This window comes from Ensifer sp. ENS02 (assembly GCF_014851885.1).
In the GTDB taxonomy this organism is placed as follows: domain Bacteria; phylum Pseudomonadota; class Alphaproteobacteria; order Rhizobiales; family Rhizobiaceae; genus Ensifer; species Ensifer adhaerens.
Window position 1 is genome coordinate 88,011 of record NZ_JACVAO010000013.1, and the last position, 16,487, is coordinate 104,497.

The following is a 16,487-nucleotide window of genomic DNA, read 5'->3' on the forward strand; positions in this document are numbered from 1 at the left end:
TGTGCCTTCAGCATATCGCACCGTTCTCGCCGACATAACAACAAGAACGCGTCGGCTCTTTCGAGAAGGGGAACCGAATGGACTGGTTTTATCAATTTCCCAGCATGGACGACAACGCGCTTCGAAACCTCAAGAAAGTCATCGACGAAACGTTTCGCGGCTTTACCCGAAACTACGGTGATCTGATCGAGGGCTTCTTCGCGCCGCTCCAGCATTTTCTGATCGCTTCTGAACGGTTCATGACGAAGACGCCCTGGCCGATCATCACGCTCCTCATCCTCGCCATCGCCTGGGCAGCGACCAGAAGCATTCGCATCGCCGCCGGCTGTCTCGTGACGCTGTTGCTCATCGGCTACTTCGACATGTGGGATGATACGATGCGGACGATCTCGATGATCTTCGTCTGCACGATCCTGTCGATCGCGATCGGCCTGCCGATCGGCATTCTCATGTCGCGCTCCGACAGGGTCCAGCGGGTCGTCAACCCGGTGCTCGACGTCATGCAGACCATGCCAAGCTTCGTCTACCTGATCCCCGTCGTCATGCTGCTCGGCATTGGCAAGGTGCCGGGCCTGATCGCCGTCGTCATCTACGCGATCCCGCCGATGATCCGGCTCACCAATCTCGGCATTCGCCTGGTCGACAAGGACGTACTGGAGGCGGCCGATGCCTTCGGCGCCGACAACCGGCAGAAGCTCTTCAAGGTGCAGCTCCCGCTTGCGCTTCCGACCATCATGGCAGGGATCAACCAGACGATCATGATGGCGCTTGCCATGGTCGTCATCGCCTCGATGATCGGTGTTCAGGGTCTTGGCCAACCCGTACTGAAGGCGATCGCCAACCAGTACTTCACGCTCGGTATCTTCAATGGTCTTGCGATCGTCGGCATCGCCATCATGTTCGACCGGGTCAGCCAGGCCTATGGCGAACGATTGCAGAAGCACCGGGAGGTGGTCCATGGCTGAGCACGCTTTCGGCGGCATCGCAATCCGCCATCTCTATAAGATCTTCGGACCGAATGCCGGGGCTCATGTCGAGGCGGTTAGGAACGGCCTCACCAAGACCGAACTGAACGAGCGTCACGGGCACGTGCTCGGCCTTCGCGACATCAACATCGAGATGCCGTCGGGTTCGATCCAGGTGATCATGGGGCTTTCCGGCTCGGGCAAGTCGACGCTCATCCGGCATATCAACCGGCTGATCGATCCGACGGCCGGCGAAGTTCTCGTCGACGGCGTCGATGTGGTGAAGATGCCAGAGGCGGAACTGCGCGAGTTCCGCCGCCACCAGACCGCCATGGTGTTCCAGAAGTTCGCGCTGCTTCCGCATCGAAGCGTGCTCGACAACACGATCTTCGGCCTTGAAATCCAGGGCGTAGCGCGCGCACAAAGCATCGATACTGCCATGCGCTGGCTGGAACGGGTTGGACTTAAGGGCTTCGAGCACAAGTATCCCAATCAGCTCTCCGGCGGCATGCAGCAGCGCGTCGGGCTCGCCCGCGCGCTTGCCAACGACGCACCGGTGCTTTTAATGGATGAGGCCTATTCAGCCCTCGATCCTCTCATCCGCACGGACATGCAGACGGTGCTTCTGGACCTGCAGAAGGAGATTAAAAAGACGATCGTCTTCATCACCCACGACCTCGACGAAGCGCTGAGGCTCGGTGACCAGATTGCCATTTTGCGCGACGGCGAGGTCATCCAGCAGGGCACGAGCCAGGATATCGTGCTGAGGCCTGCCGACGACTATGTCGCCAATTTCGTCAAGGAGGTGAACCGGGGCCGCGTTGTCCATGTGGAGGCGATCATGGCACCGCTTGGCGCAACTGCAGCCGACAGTGGGCAACGGATTGCCGCCGATCTCACAATCGAAGAAGCGGTCCGTACGCTCGCCTCTGCACCCGAAGGTGATATCACCGTCGTCGATCCGTCCGGAATGCCTCTCGGCACTGTCACCTTCCGCCAGCTCGCGGGCGCCATGGTCAATGCGCACGAGACGAACGATCGCGCAATGGCAATCGCGGCCAACGCAGCGTAAGCGCGGATCGGCCGGCGAATGCCATTCCTCCGGGCGGCCGGTCCTCCGCCCGGAAAAGCGCCAAGGGTGGCTCCTCCCTCATTCCAGTCCCGATCCCCTCCCCGCCAGGAGTTGCGCCATGTCCAAGAAATTTCCTCGGCTGTTTTCCCCTCTCAAACTGCGGTCCCACACGCTGAAGAACAGGATCGTGTTCGGCGCGCACACGGCGAACATGGCGGTCGAGGGTCTGCCGACCGAACGACATACCGCCTATTACCGGGAACGAGCGATCGGCGGCGCCGCGATGATCGTCGTCGAACCCATGCCCGTCCATGCCGCAGCCGTTTTAACTCGCGGCAATTTTCGCCACTCCGATGACAGTGTCATCCCCCATTTCAAGAAGGTGGTCGAGGCGATCAAAGGGCATGGAGCCATAGCGATCCAGCAGCTCTATCACGTCGGAGCGCATGGGGATTCCGACAATTCGTTCCATCCACATTGGTCGCCTTCGGGCGGGCCGAGCTATCATGACAGCGACGGCTCGCATCCGATGACCGAAGCGGAAATCCTGGAAACGATCGATGGCTTCGTTGCGGCGGCACGTCGCTGTCGGGACGCCGGCTTTGACGGCGTCGAAGTATGGGCTGCCTATCTCGGTTTGGTCGACCAATTCTGGACGCCATGGTGCAATCGGCGCGACGATCAGTGGGGCGGTTCGCTTGAAAACCGCACGCGGATGTCTCGGGAAATCCTGACGCGGATCAGGCACGTCTGCGGGCCGGATTTCATTGTCGGCCTTGCCGTCAGTGACGAACCGGACGTGAAGGTTGCGCTTCAACGCGACGAGCTTGCCGAAATCATCCGCCTGCACGACGAACTGGGCCTTATCGATTATGTCACCTGCGGCTCTGGCGGCTACCTCGATTTCTACAAGCTGATGCCGACGTTCCTCTATCCGGAAAAACTTGGCGCCGATCTCGCTTCAGTCCTGCGGAGTGTCGTCAAGAACGCGCTTGTGATCGCCGAAAGCCACATCCGCACCCCCGAAAACGCCGAAACGGTGCTCGGCGAGGGAGCAGCCGACCTCGTTTCGATCGTGCGCGGGCAGATCGCTGATCCGCATCTTGCAACGAAGGCGGCCGAAGATCGCCCGGAGGACATTCGCGGCTGCATCTCGTGCAATCAGATGTGCTGGGGACGCCGGTCGCGCGACTACTGGATCAGCTGTCTGATCAACCCGTCCGTCGGCCGCGAGGCCGAATGGAACGGCGACCGCTTTTTGAAGACCAGCGATCCCCAGCGCGTGCTGGTCATCGGTGGCGGCCCAGCCGGACTGGAGGCCGCCCGGGTGGCCGCCGAGCGTGGCCACGAAGTCGCGCTCGCCGAGGCGTCGAACCGGCTCGGCGGTAACTTCCTGCTCGCAGGCATGCAGCCACGAAGGGCCCAGATCCTCGATCTTATCGCCTGGTATGAGCGCCAGCTCGAAAAACTCGGTGTAGAGGTTCGCCTCAACTCCTATGTCGAGGCCGAGGACATCGATCCTTCCGAGTTCGGGCGTGTCATCGTCGCCACCGGCTCCTATTCGCCGGAGACGGTGTTCCAGAAAGCGCTGCCGGCGGTCGAGGCGATGCCGGGCCTGGCGAAGGGTAACGTCTTCACAGTCGAAGCCGTCATGGCGCGGCAGGCAAGGCCGGGCAAGCGCGTTCTGCTTTTGGATGAAGGCGGCGGCTGGCGCGGCTGCGGCACCGCCTGGAAGCTCGCCGAGGAGGGCCACGAGGTGGCGCTCCTGACGCCCGACCCGTTCGTCGGCAAGGAGCTGCAGCGAACCGCAGCTGACGTTCCGATGCGGCAGGCGCTCAGGAAACTCTGCGTCACATGGATCGTCGAAGCCAGCGTCATCGAATGGCACGGCAACGGCGCGACCATCGTCGACCACACCACGGGAGAGTGTCGCTTCATCGACGCGGATGCCTTGGTGACGGCCACCACGAATGCCCCGGCCGACTGGCTGATGCCGGGGCTCGCCGAACGCGGTATCGCTACGCGCCAGATCGGCGATTGCGCCGCACCGCGGCAGGCACCCTATGCGTTTTATGAGGGTAGGAAAGCGGGACTGGAGATCTGAGATGGAAGAGGTCGAACTCAACCAGAGGCAAGCAGAAGATCTGGCGATGAGAGCTTGCCTTGGTGCCGGCGCCAATCCGGCGAGCGCCCGATCGCTCGTGGACGCAACAGTGTCGGCCGCCCGCTTCGGCCCGAGCGCGGTCGGGTTTCCGCACCTCGTCGATTATCTGAACAGTTTTCGCGAGGGGCGCATCAATTGCGATCCCACGCCGGCCGCCACGCGCCCCTTCCCCGCTCACATCACCTGCGATGCCGACCGAGGCATCGCGCAGCTTGGTTTCGACCTTGCCTTCCGCGATTTCGTGGATGCTGCCCGCAACTTCGGGATCGCGCTCTTCACCCAAAAGAACAGCTATACAACGGGCGAGCTCGGCTACTACGTGCGCAGGCTCGCGCTGGAAGGCCTGGGCGGTCTTGCGGCGACCAACGCGAATGCCATGGTCGTAGCGAAGGCAGGAGGACCGGCTGTCTACAGCACGAACCCCATCGCCTTCGGATTTCCGCTCGGCGCCAACGCGCCGCCACTCATCGTCGACCAATCGTCAAGCGCGACTGCCTACGTCAACATTGCCGCCGCCGCCGCCGAGGGGCGAGAAATCCCGGAAGGATGGGCGGTCGACAACGAAGGCGCCGATACCCGGGACGCCGAAAAGGCACTCTTAGGCGCGCTGCTACCCTTCGGTGGCCGCAAGGGTGCGAACGTCGCGCTCCTCGTCGAAATGCTGTCGGCCGGTCTTTCCGGCGGTTCCTGGTCTCTGGACACGCCAAGCTTCAGAACGGGTGAAACCTCTCCCGCTGTCGGGCTGACGGTATTTGCGATGATGCCGGGCCCGGAAGGGAGCGGCCACATCGCCCGCGCACACGACCAAATCCGGCGGCTGGAGAAGCTCGGCGTTCACGTCCCGGGCGTCAGCGGCAGGCCACCTGGCTCGCCGGAGCAACCATTGCGCATGTCCCGCGCTGTCTTCGACGCCATCGATCGTTTCGCGTCGAATGAACATCAATCGTCCGGCGGGCTAACGTAAGAACACCGGAGGCCCGGATATGTTACACACCAAGAGAAATCGCCATCCCTTCCGGGGCGGCATACATCGCCATGTTCTTGCGCGATAGATCGAGGTGTGCGCGGATCAACGCCTCCGCCCGGTCAGGACCGTGGTTCGCTATTGCATCGATGATTTCGTCGTGCTGGCGCGACGCCTCGTGCAGGTCCTCCAACATGCGCGCGTTGCTCGGCCTGTAGAAAATCTTGCCGATACGCGCATGATCAATCAGATCATCCTTGTCCTGTTTACACAGCAGACGGATGCGCCGTTGCCGCCACATTGCTTCCGGCAATCATCTACGAAGTAACGGTGCTGATGTACGCGGCCAAGCGTCATCGACCCCGCCGAGCCAGAGCTTCTCTTTGGGCGTTTGGGAAGTGCCGGTGCTCGTACTGGCGATCGCATGGCTTGCCTTTGAACTCGCGATCTTCCGCGATGCGTCCTTCTCAAAGCCCTTGTCTTATGTCGCCATCATGTTCGCAATTGGTGCGGTGTATCTCGCGTATCTCCTAGTCTGCTGCGGAGGCGCGAGAGGTTTGAAAATGCCAGAACTGACTGCCATCGACGCTATCCTAGATGCAGACCGCGGCGCAGAACTCGCACCCACGCCCGCCGAATAGGCCAAATGGCGTTGGTGATGATGCACCGGTGCCCGATGACAAGGGTACACACGAAACGGCAGGATCCGCTTGATTTCCAGGATCATCGTGCCCGGAGCCTCGTTATGCACGCACAACATCGACGCCTGCGGAGGCCGCTACAAGTTACTGGCAGAAATTTGTAGCGGCGCATTCGCTGGTCACTTTTCTCGGACATAAGTCACTTCGTGGACGACCTCACGCCCGTCGAATGGGCTTGGGGCTGGGGCCGAGGTGTAAGTCAGCGTCTGTTCGTCGACCTTGCAGAACCGTACCTGCTCTGTGCCGCTCCATGCTTCATTCCAGCTCATATCGACGTGGTGCACGACCCGATCCGACTCAACCGTGTAGGTGCCCGAATAGGCGAACATCGTCTCGAACAAAGCGATCTTCTCTTCGTCTGACGGCGGCAATCGCTCGGGCCGCTTGCTATTGTTCTTGAGAATAAGAAAAGTCACGCGCTGCGGTGTGTAGACAACCGTGCCTTGAGGGTTCTGACCGAGTGCATCCTTGCGCTCTCCAGTCGCGACGTCTCTCGCAACCCACGAGGTCATCCTCCAGCTTCCAAGAAGGAGATCGCGGCTAAGCGGCCCACCTTGCGTATTTTCCATTGCCTATCCTCCCTTTCTCGAGCGAGCATTTGGACGGCCCATATGGCCCCGGCTTCGGCGGGACCTCGCCATGATCCCGCGCAGTCGATCGTTGACCCGCGTCCTGGCCACCACGTCTTCTTTCGCTATGAACCAATGCGGCCGCAGGGGCTCCATGGCACACCCCTGACATGCGCGGAGCTTTATGCTGGAGCAGAATGTAGCCCTTACTAACCCTGCACAATCGACTGAGCCGCGTGTTTTGCCGGCGTGGCGCAACGATCGTTGCTGCAAGCGCCAGTCGATCCAAGCTGGCGCCCATCCGTCGCCTGTTCAGTCGTCAATACGAAACCCGACCTTCATGACCACCTGGTAGTGCGCGACTTCGCCATCCTTGATGTGTCCCCTGATCTGGTCGACCTCGAACCATTCCAGGTTTCTCATGGTCTTCGATGCACGCGCGATCGCGGTTTCGATAGCGTCGGTAACAGACGACTTCGAACTGCCGACCAGCTCTACCTTCTTGTAGACGTGATCACTCATAACAACCTCCCGTTTGCTTTGAGAAAGGACATCCTACAGGCAAGCCGCAATCCTTGCGCTAACAATTAGCGCAAGGAATTGTCTGGCTCTATTGTCGCATCAATCTTTTAGCGACCTGTAATTTTTAAATGCCAAATGCATAAATCAAAACTATTGCTTAACACTGGTATGTACCAATTCCGATACGCGCACTTTCGGACATTCTTCCTGGCGTGCGGTCTAGAGCTTCTTGTCTGTCGTTGGTTTTCGCAAAGAGAGAGGTTTGCAAGCACATGAACGACTGGAGTACGGACGGGCGTGGCAATGTCAGGTCCTCGACCATCGTCGGCTGGAAAGCCGAGCCGGCAAAAGGCGATGAAACGGGCGACGTTTTCTTGAGGATCGAATTCAGCGTCGACCCTAATCTCACGGATGTGTCGGCGCTGCAGTTCAGATTAACCAGACAACAGGCCGATCACATCAGTGGGACATTGGGGGGCCTTGCGGATCGGTCTTCATCGCTGCGGGGTGTCTGCCGGGAGGCCGGCGCGCTCGCCCTGCAACGAAAATGACCCAAAGCAAAGGGACGTTCGTGACCACGCGGGAGGAAATCGCCGATCGCGTCGTTGCGAAATGGGCAGAGCGCGGCATGGCGATCGAGCGTGATGCCGAGGTCGAGGTCCTGCTCAAGCTGCGGTTCACCGGCGATGTACCCATCGATTGCATCCGGCGCAGATACCTCAAGTTACTTCAAGAACGCCGGCCAGGGCGCAAGGTCGATTGAAAGCCCTTGGCGGACCAAACCAAATGCGGAACGGGAGGCGACGCTGATGGGATATGACTGGAATGGCCGTCGCGAACGCCGTATGAAGATCGCGAGGTTTGGAACAGCCGTTGCTTTGGCAGCGCTCCTGGTATCGATGGCGGCCAAAGTCGCGAGCGAGGCACTCTAGGCCACGGTGCTCGCTACGGCTCGTCGGGCGTCCGCTTTAAACATCGCATGGAACACGCCTCTGCATCCAGCCTCAATTAAGCATTGTTTGCCTCGGAGAAGTGACAGCTCATGCCCGACAATTGGCAAGTCGCCCGCCGGCCGCTGCACCAAGCATACTTGCTTTGACGTTCGACGTCACTGGTAGCGTGGATACTCGTACTGGCCCCGGCGGCCTGATTTCGAGGACCTTGGAAAATCTGAACTGGTTCGATGAAAACCCGGACTGAAATTACGACGGATCTTCGACAACTGGGCGTTCGAACGGGCGATCTTGTGATGGTGCACGCCTCCTTGAAAGCCGTTGGTGCTGTCAAAGGCGGGCCGGCCGCCATTGTCGGCGCACTTCTCGATGCGATTGGGTCATCGGGCACCCTCATGGGCTATGCCTCATGGGATCGCTCACCCTACGAGGAAACTTTGAATGGCGTCCGGATGGCTGATGAAGCGCGTCGTACTTGGCCGCCGTTCGATCCCGCAACCGCTCGCACCTATCCGGGTTTCGGCCTGCTCAACCAGTTTCTTGTTGAAGCGCCCGGCGCACGCCGTAGCGCTCATCCCGACGCATCCATGGTTGCGGTTGGGCCACTTTCCGAGACGTTGATAGAGCCTCATCGGCTTGGCCAGGCTTTGGGAAATGGCTCGCCAATCCAACGATTTGTCGAACTTAGGGGAAAAGTGCTCTTGCTGGGCGCCCCTTTGAACTCCGTTACCGCTCTCCACTATGCGGAAGCCATCGCCGACATCCCCGGCAAGCGGCGCGTGACTTACGAGATGCCGCTTCTTGGTCCGAATGGTGAAACGGTATGGGAGACCGCCGAAGACTTTGACACCAACGGCATCCTTGATCGTTTTGCGGTCGCGGGCCAGGCCGACGCGGTCGAAACGATTGCGAATGCCTACGTTGCCACTAGCCGGCACCGGAGCGGCACGGTCGGAGATGCTTTCTGCCACCTCTTCGACGCGCGGGACATCGTGTCGTTTGGTGTGGCATATCTCGAAAGCCGATTTGGCAAGGGTGCGTAGGCACCAGTCCATAACGATGCGGGCCGCCCCATTCGGACGGAAGACTTGCTCCTATCCGGTCGGCGTCAATCTCGTGCGCCGCTTTGGCCTCAGGGTCGCCGCCAGCAACCGTGCACACCAATCGAATGTCAGCGGCGGCTCAAGCGCCAACTATCGTCCCAAAAGAGCATGGCATCGGCCCGTAGAGCTGCTGAGATATTCCGCGGCAGCCCGCGGCTGCGCTAGAGATCCATCCATCCAGCTTTCGCCGGCGCGTTGCCTGGAGATCCGGAGATTGGTGACCGCGCTGGCGACGGTGCGGAACGCACAGAGACCGATGTAAATTACACCTGCCCGGAGACTTCAGGTGTTACGAACGTAACATCCACGCCGTGACGCGTTTGGTATCATACAATCGGGAAAGTAGTTCCTTGAACACTCGGTTGTCTTGCAACTTATGCCTTTCGACAACGCGACTTGTTAACTGATCGCTTCCTGCATCAAAAAGCAAAATCGCAAGGGAGGATGCCATGATGAAGCTATTGCTCGTGCTCATTGCCCTGACGTCATTCGTGCCTGCGACGGCAGCTGCACAATGCAACCCGGCGGTACAGCAGTGCCGTTAAGGCACTGCTCCAAACTGTGATTTACCACCATGCCGAACCTTGTCGCGCTGCTCTTCGGAGCGGCGATAGTCCTGTTTTATTCTTACGGGCGCTTCAACCGTGTCACCTACGAGGGCGGGCGGCAGATGGAGCGGCTTGTCAACCTGTTGTCGCCCGACAAGCTTCGGGCGCGGCGCATCGTCATGCACGCCTACGCATGCTACGCGCTCATACTTCTGATCATCTACTTCTTCCTCTGCGCCTACGCGGAACTCCTCCCGATGCTCGGTGGCCCGGATCTTTCGATCGGTGCGAGCAAGCTTCCCGTTCCTTCCGGCGATGCCCCGGTAGCGATCACCACAGGCTTCACCCCGGGCAGCAACAGTGCTGCAAGCACCTGGATGCAGCCTCTGTCCACCATCGTCGTTCCGTCGGTCGTGCGGGACTTCGATATCGGCATCGACGCATCGGTCTCGCTTGCCATCGCGCTGATCATGGTCGGTCTGGCACCCAGTTTCCCGCTTCTGGGAAGCTTCGAGGACTGGATGCGAAGTGCTGCCCACCGCCTGGCGGGTATTCCCACCCGCGTCATCGGCGCCAGTGAAGATCTGCGCCGGAAGGACCTCGCGATCTCGGCCGACAGCGCGTCATCCCTCGAAAAGAACACCCTCCTCATTCCGCGCAGCAATTGGGAGCGTATTGATCATTATCAGGCGGCCGCGAAGGATCAGTTGAGCGAACCCGAGGACTTTCGTCTCGATCTGGAACTGATCTTCTCCGTCTCTGCCTGGATCCTCGACCGCAAGCTGAAGCTCGCCAACGCCCCCGCGCGGGAGCGTTTTCAGAAACTTGAGGAAGAGCTCAGCAAGCGACGGGATCAGTTGGTCGTGGATCTGGACGAGAGGTCGGGCTACGGGTCAGGCGCGGCGAAGGAAGCGCCTGTCAGCAACGGAGCCGCCGATGCAAGCCTCGGCGAACGCAAGAGGGCGACCTGGGAGCGATTGGCGTCGGATGCCGACGACCTTGCAGACGATCTTTGCATCCTGCTCGCGCTCTATGTCGAGCACGAGATCATCGTCGTCTCGCCGGCGACGGCAGACGAGGCGGCGGCACATCAGCAAGTCGTTGCCCGGAAAAAGCTCGAGCAGTTCCTCGGCGCCCTGTTGCACCCCCATTTAAGCGCTGGCTATCGCAGATCCTACGCGACGTTGACTGCGCTCTGGGCCCTCGGCACCGTGCTCTTCGTCAGCCTCTTTTGGAGCCTGCTACCCGGTCGGTTTGAAAGCGAGCTCGTATGGGGTAGCCCCGTCAATGTCTATTCTCGCACGCTGACCTACATCTTCTACGCGTTCAACAACTACTGCATCCCGATGATTGTGACGCTCGCGCTTCGCGACGCAGGCATGCAGTCGCGTCGTTGGCGGAACATGCGCGAGGCGCATTGGACCTCGTGGTTGCCGCAAGCCGTGCTCGTCGTTTTCGTGTCCTGGGCCGTCGCCGCCGTATTCGTCATGGGGCTGCAGCTCTGGAAAACCGGCCTCGACACAGGTTGGGCCGCCGGCGATCAAGGCCTCTCGCTGTTCCTGCAGCTTTCGTTCGAATACAACGCGCCGACGGCCGTTCGCGGCGCCGTACTTGCCCTGATCGTGGCGTTCCTGCTCGATGCATGGTTGGCTCGGGCACTGTCACTCTCGCTGCAGCCGACGTATCTCTCAAGCCTGATCTGGGCGGTCGGCGCATCGGTTGTCATGGCCGTCTGCGGAGGGGCGACCCGTTACCTGACATCATGGGCCACAAAGCCCGCAACCACTCTGAGCCTCGACGCAATCGATAGAGGTCTCGTCGTCTACTCGGCGATGTTCTCGGCGTTCATCGGCTTCGTCGTCGTGTTTTGCGTCACGGCTGCTCTTCTCAACCAACGCGGCGGCGCCGAGCGCTTCCGTTCGGGAAAGACGCCCGCACGCGTGGCGCCAAGACCAACACCCGCGGAGTAGCCGATGCGCCCACTGCTCGCCAAATTCGTCGTCGCCGCACTCGTCCCAGCGCATGTCCTCTCTTACACTGCGCGTGCCGAGACGCTTGACAGCGGTGAGATTAGGATTGGGGTGCGCGAAGATGCGCGACCCTTCATCTGGCGGGACCAGGACACCAAAGGCTATCTCGGCTTCTTTTGGGATATCTGCACCGAGGCCGTCCAGCGTGCGGGATATCATTTTAGCGAAGAGGGCGTGGACGCAAAGAAACGAGCCGCGTTCCTGAAAACAGGCGACGGCGACTACGACCTGCTTTGCGATCCGACGACAATCACGCTCAAGCGGATGCAGAACTTCGCCTACAACGGGCAGGCACCCTATCTTGCGTTCTCGCCCATCGTCTTCGTGGCGAACGGCTCATACGTCAAGGCGCATCTCGATCCACGTTCGTCAGAGGCAGCCGGAGACCTTCCCAAAGACGCACCGCCCAAACCGACCTGCATGGACGTGTTCAACTGGCTGAAACAGGCAAAGGGCGAAGATCCGAAGACGAGAAGATGGTCGTCGGTGCCCGCGAACCAAGCCACCCCGCCCAGTACGACCCAACCTGCAGCAACCGCCGGAAACGGCCTTCTCGGCTGGCTGGAACAGAAGTTTGATTTCACTCTCCAGCAGCCCACGAAGGAAAACACCGAGAAGAAGAGAACCTTTGAGATCTGGGGCTACGTCAAGGGATCTACGATCGGCGACACGCTGAAAACCAATGCGGCGCACCTGACGCAGGACAACTGGATGATCTGCCCGCGAGAAATCGACTCGCATTCCGAGGCGGCGGAGGAATTTTGTAACGGTCGGCTGGCCCGCTATTTCGGGGATGTCGATATCATCAAGGCCGCACTTGCCGACTATGGCGAACGTACCGGTACCCGTTGTGCTGCCGACACCACACCGACCACGGAAGGCACCTACGAGCCCTACGCCCTCGTGGTCTCATCTCGCCGTTTCCCCGATTTCCCCGAGCGCATCACACTTGCGCTTTACGGCATGTTCGAGGACGGAACCGTCGAGCGGCTGTTCTCAGGTCATTTTCCCGGGACGCAAAAGTCTCAACATCTCGCCACCCTGTTCCGGATCAATAGCATTCCGGCGGGAAGCGACATGACTGAGAAGCCTGGGTCTGCTGCCGGTGCGCAGCAAGATCCGCTGCATTTGCCCGAGGTTTCGCAAAGCATTTCGAAGACGGACCGCTAGCCGGCGCCGTCGACGCCATATGTGGGCCGGGATCCGTAAGCTCAAGAAGACGGACGAGGCGACCGGCGTCACGGTCACTGGGACTAACCACCGATCGTCTATTCTCCCTCTGCGGCGTGACCGCAAGCCCGCAAGGGCCTAGAACGTGCCTAGCCGCTCGCTTACCGGCGGGCAGTGCACGATTGCTGGCAATGCTGGTCCGTGAGGACACGTGAAGCGGATTGGACCATGGCAGTAGGTCACGGGCACCACCTGGCGATCTCTTTTTTGCGGCGCATTCTCGGGTGGGCCATCAAGCGAGGCCCCCTGAAAGTTGCTCGGCCCCAAACGCTGCGGCACGGACGTCCGGCTCCACAAAACCGATGACGGTGCAATGCGGTTGCGAATGTGCAGTGTCGCCTTGACCTCCGGCTCAGGTGAAATCCATTCCAGCTTTGGCTTCACGAGCGGCCAGACGAAAATGCACGGCAAGACCTCCTCGTCTTGCCGTGCATCTTCCCGTCCAGCCCCATGAACCGGGCGTGTGGTGTTTTCAAACGGTCGCGACCTGGGCAGTCTGAGCCGCGATCACATTGGGCGCCACTGGGCGCTGCCCCCGAACCGGGACATTGAAAAGCGGAGCGAGATTTCTGGGCTTGTAGACTTGCTGCGCGCGCGCCGACGGATCGTCGTCCGGAGAAAAGGAAACTGTCTGCCCATAGCGCGCGATCACGCTTTCATGAAGGGATTCGTTGATCGTGCGTTGAGCGATGCCCTGTCCATCGCGCGGCCGGTAAAGCGTTTCGTAGTAATTCACCCTGAACGGCTTCTCGCAGATTTGCCGGAATGTCGGCGTCAACCGGTCCTTAAGCGACCAGCCTGCACGCGAGTCGTGATGCGGGGCGCTGACGTCGAGTCCTTTCGGGAGCATCGTCCAGTCCATCACAAGCCCGCAGGCCTGCGCCTTTTGCGCCATCCAGACCAGCGGGATATCGGCCAGTGAACGGTCGACATACCCTCCGCCAACGTCTCCATGGCTGCCTGCGAACCAGACCTGCTCTATCGTGCAATTGGCCGGGACGTCGCCTGTCCAGAGCGTCGGCACGAACTCGTCTCGCGACTCATCGATGGCCATCGCGTGGTAGGCGTGGCGCGTTATCTTTGAGGCCGTGGTATTGTGGAATCCATATTCCCTGCAGTTGAAGCCACTGAAAATGTGGCTGGGAACGCCGAGCGCGCCGACCGTGTCCCAGACCCCGAGCATCGTGACTTCGACATCCAGGTGCGCATCCGTCGAATATCTATCAACGAAATCCTTCGGCGACCGGTCCTCGGTGGTTCTGTAATACTGCCAGGCGTTGCGCAGATCCCCGAGCCGCTGCCGTCTGAGAAGTCCGCATGAGGCGATCAGCCCCGCCAGGCTGCGCGCGGAAAAGGCGCCACGCGAGAAACCGAACAGATAGATCTCGTCGCCTGAAACATAGTTCTGGGCGAGGAACATGTATCCGGAGCGGATGTTCTCATCCACGCCAGTGCCGATCGCGCCATCCAAAAGGCGTTGAATTTGCAGGCCGGACGATCCGATACCACGCAGGTACAGGACAGATTGCGGAATACCGCCTCTTTCGTCCTGGCAAGCGCGAATGGCCCTCGCGATCCGCGCGACATTCGTTTCGGAACGGGCACTATCGGCGTCGTTCCAGGTTCCGTCGAAACAAACAACCAAGCGTTTCATCTCTTTTTTCCTTTATGGCCCTGATGTGCGTTTCCCTGTTGTCTTGGCGTGAGCAGCCGCGGTTCTCACGCGGCCGGCGCTTCAAGCCCGCCCCGAAGGGCGCGGACCCATTTTTCAACCTTGCCCATCACGCCCCAGCCGCTGATCGCGGCAAAGACAGGGAAGGCGGCCGTTACAAGCTCGCTGCCGAGCCCTCCGCCAGCATGCGTCGCCGCCGCTGTGGCGCCCGCGTTCGCCGCCCCCTCGATCAAGGGTGCAGCGATCGCCGTGACCGGCGCCAGCTGCGGGAAGAAGATTGGCAGAAGGGTCGTGGCGAGCATGCCGATGGCACCTATCGCGGTCTTGCGGCCGTCGAGCGCATTCCCGAGCGTCTTTCCGAGCGCACCGTTGACCGGCGTCAGGTCAGGGTCGCTGACCGATGCGAGCGGGTCCGGTTTCGCGCCATTCAGGACAACGCCATTGATCGTCGGTTGGGTGACAAGTGCCCGCAAGACATCGACCAGCCAGGTCATGTCGCCCTGGTTCGCGGGCTTGTGTCCGCGCGACATCGCAGCGAGCGCGAGGATCTGTTGCAGCAATTGTGCGGGGTTCGCCTCGGTCGTCGCCGGAGCCGGTGCCGGCTGCGTGATAACAGGCATGGTCGTTTCCTCCTGTGGGACATCGTCCTGATCGACGAGCAAGTAGTAAAAAGTCTCCTGTCCATGCTTCTTCAGCAGACCGTCTACGAGGGTCTTGAATTCGTTCCACTGATGCGGTGGGACCGTCTGGCAACCGAGGCTGGAGGTGGACGTGACGCCGCCGCGGTGGAGATTGATCCAGAAGCGGCCATCCTGCGAATCCGTATCCTCACCGGTTTCATCGCGAATGACCGTGCAGTCGCTGTCCTGCCGGAAGGCGGGATAGGGTCCGTTCTTGCGCCCAAACCCGTGTAGACCGGGTCTGTACCGGATCGCCTGGCGTGGCTTCAGCCGCGCGATACCGCGACCGAAACGGCTGGGGTCCGTATTGGCGTTGAAGTTGTGGACACCGCTCGGCTCGACGATGAAGATCGCGTCGTCGTAGACGCCGCGATCGTTTGCGCTCTCCTTGCCCATCGAGTTGAGGTAGTAGCCGCGCACGGCGACCAACGTCACAGCGTCATCACGCCCCTCTTCCGGGATGAGGTTTCTAAACTCCTGAAGCACGGTGTTCGTGAGCGCGGCGGATTGCTTGGGCCGGTTGAGCGGGAGAAGCTGCGAGATCGGATTGGCCAGCAGTTCTTCGGTGGTCTGTTCTTCTTCCGAGTTCGGGGCACCCCCGAGGAGCGTCTCGATCTGGTCGGCGGTGAAGATTTCGTCCGGGCCGCCCCTGCTCTCCAGAACGCGGATCTTCGGGCTGCCATACTCTCCCTTTGCGAACATGGCTGCTTCACGCTCGCGACGCGCGACCAAGCCGTCGAGCACCTTACCGTTGCTCTTGTTCCAGCGCGCAAATTCGGCGGCGGCGCCAACAGCGTCTCCGGCATTGAGCTTCTGCGTCAAGCCTGCCTTCGATATCGCGCCCGTATTGAAGTGCCACGACACAAGGGCATCGAACTGATGCTGCGCCAGCGGGGTCCTGACGGCTGCCTGAACCTGCGCCTCGAACTTGGCAAGATCGGTGCGGAAGATGTTGATCGCCTCCGTCAGGGTGATCGTCAGGCCGGAGCGGGGAACAGGTGGACCGGCCGCCGCCGTATGTCCGGCGCCGACCGTCATGGTTCCTGTGCCATCGTTGTAGGCTGATAGGACGATTGCCTCTTCGGCGAGCATGGCGCATATGCCGCGTACACTTGTCTTCACGGAAGCCTCCCATCGTTTTTGTAGCGCGCTGTTGCCCGCTAGTTCTGCCGCGGCTGATGGTCGGTTTACTGTGCGTTCAAGTTGGCACGGTCACGCCACGCGGGACCTGCCAATCGCCCAGACCAACGCCAGGGCATGTCCAACCGCCGTCGGGCTCTCCTTCACATTGGGACAGAGCCGTCAGATGGTCGT

15 protein-coding genes are annotated in these 16,487 nt (G+C 60.7%); 10 read left to right on the top strand and 5 right to left on the bottom strand.

Annotation, left to right across the window (positions count from 1 at the left end):
* The first annotated feature begins 77 nt into the window (after positions 1-77).
* The 4 genes from IB262_RS25675 (at position 78) to IB262_RS25690 (ending at position 5,165) form a co-directional block, all read left to right on the top strand.
* Positions 78-965 carry a proline/glycine betaine ABC transporter permease gene (locus IB262_RS25675; RefSeq protein ID WP_060582033.1) on the top strand — a complete coding sequence of 296 codons (888 nt, stop codon included), beginning with the start codon at positions 78-80 and terminating at the stop codon, positions 963-965.
* Complete coding sequence (locus IB262_RS25680) at positions 958-2,037, top strand: glycine betaine/L-proline ABC transporter ATP-binding protein (RefSeq protein ID WP_060582034.1); 1,080 nt, start codon at positions 958-960, stop codon at positions 2,035-2,037. Before IB262_RS25675 ends, IB262_RS25680 begins: the two co-directional genes overlap by 8 nt.
* Positions 2,038-2,155: 118 nt before the next feature.
* Entirely contained in the window at positions 2,156-4,141 is a 1,986-nt protein-coding gene (locus tag IB262_RS25685; RefSeq protein WP_110819663.1) for an FAD-dependent oxidoreductase, read from the top strand.
* A gap of 1 nt (position 4,142) precedes the next feature.
* Positions 4,143-5,165 carry an Ldh family oxidoreductase gene (locus IB262_RS25690; RefSeq protein ID WP_110819664.1) on the top strand — a complete coding sequence of 341 codons (1,023 nt, stop codon included), beginning with the start codon at positions 4,143-4,145 and terminating at the stop codon, positions 5,163-5,165.
* Between the two features lie 22 nt (positions 5,166-5,187).
* Here IB262_RS25690 and IB262_RS25695 read toward each other — a convergent pair whose 3' ends face one another.
* The gene (locus tag IB262_RS25695) at positions 5,188-5,478 is read right to left on the bottom strand and encodes an FCD domain-containing protein (RefSeq protein WP_246802718.1); all 291 of its coding nucleotides are present in this window, start codon (positions 5,476-5,478) and stop codon (positions 5,188-5,190) included.
* A gap of 91 nt (positions 5,479-5,569) precedes the next feature.
* On the opposite strand from IB262_RS25695, the gene IB262_RS25700 reads away from it, so the two are divergent.
* Complete coding sequence (locus IB262_RS25700) at positions 5,570-5,806, top strand: hypothetical protein (protein ID WP_110819666.1); 237 nt, start codon at positions 5,570-5,572, stop codon at positions 5,804-5,806.
* A 179-nt stretch (positions 5,807-5,985) separates the two neighbouring features.
* Here IB262_RS25700 and IB262_RS25705 read toward each other — a convergent pair whose 3' ends face one another.
* On the bottom strand, positions 5,986-6,435 hold the full coding sequence (locus IB262_RS25705) for a lipocalin-like domain-containing protein (RefSeq protein WP_110819667.1): 450 nt from the start codon (positions 6,433-6,435) through the stop codon (positions 5,986-5,988).
* Between the two features lie 312 nt (positions 6,436-6,747).
* Positions 6,748-6,957 carry a dodecin gene (locus tag IB262_RS25710; protein WP_034799975.1) on the bottom strand — a complete coding sequence of 70 codons (210 nt, stop codon included), beginning with the start codon at positions 6,955-6,957 and terminating at the stop codon, positions 6,748-6,750.
* A 272-nt stretch (positions 6,958-7,229) separates the two neighbouring features.
* Between IB262_RS25710 and IB262_RS25715 the strand changes: the two genes are divergently transcribed.
* The 5 genes from IB262_RS25715 to IB262_RS25735 all read left to right on the top strand — a co-directional run bounded on the left by IB262_RS25715 (position 7,230) and on the right by IB262_RS25735 (position 12,761).
* Complete coding sequence (locus IB262_RS25715) at positions 7,230-7,508, top strand: hypothetical protein (RefSeq protein WP_034799974.1); 279 nt, start codon at positions 7,230-7,232, stop codon at positions 7,506-7,508.
* A gap of 20 nt (positions 7,509-7,528) precedes the next feature.
* Positions 7,529-7,720 carry a hypothetical protein gene (locus tag IB262_RS25720; protein WP_146243037.1) on the top strand — a complete coding sequence of 64 codons (192 nt, stop codon included), beginning with the start codon at positions 7,529-7,531 and terminating at the stop codon, positions 7,718-7,720.
* A gap of 420 nt (positions 7,721-8,140) precedes the next feature.
* Positions 8,141-8,953, top strand: a complete 813-nt coding sequence (gene aac(3) / locus IB262_RS25725) for an aminoglycoside 3-N-acetyltransferase (protein ID WP_110819669.1) — start codon at positions 8,141-8,143, stop codon at positions 8,951-8,953.
* Between the two features lie 634 nt (positions 8,954-9,587).
* Positions 9,588-11,531 carry a hypothetical protein gene (locus tag IB262_RS25730; protein WP_110819670.1) on the top strand — a complete coding sequence of 648 codons (1,944 nt, stop codon included), beginning with the start codon at positions 9,588-9,590 and terminating at the stop codon, positions 11,529-11,531.
* A gap of 3 nt (positions 11,532-11,534) precedes the next feature.
* The gene (locus IB262_RS25735; protein ID WP_110819671.1) at positions 11,535-12,761 is read left to right on the top strand and encodes a transporter substrate-binding domain-containing protein; all 1,227 of its coding nucleotides are present in this window, start codon (positions 11,535-11,537) and stop codon (positions 12,759-12,761) included.
* Positions 12,762-13,293: 532 nt separating this feature from the next.
* Here IB262_RS25735 and IB262_RS25740 read toward each other — a convergent pair.
* Together IB262_RS25740 and IB262_RS25745 are read right to left on the bottom strand one after the other, a co-directional pair.
* Positions 13,294-14,475 (bottom strand): DUF2235 domain-containing protein, encoded by a 1,182-nt coding sequence (locus tag IB262_RS25740; protein WP_060607876.1) that lies wholly within the window; start codon positions 14,473-14,475, stop codon positions 13,294-13,296.
* Between the two features lie 65 nt (positions 14,476-14,540).
* A complete protein-coding gene (locus IB262_RS25745; protein WP_060643925.1) occupies positions 14,541-16,295 on the bottom strand; it encodes a lysozyme in 1,755 nt (584 codons plus the stop codon).
* Positions 16,296-16,487: the final 192 nt, after the last annotated feature.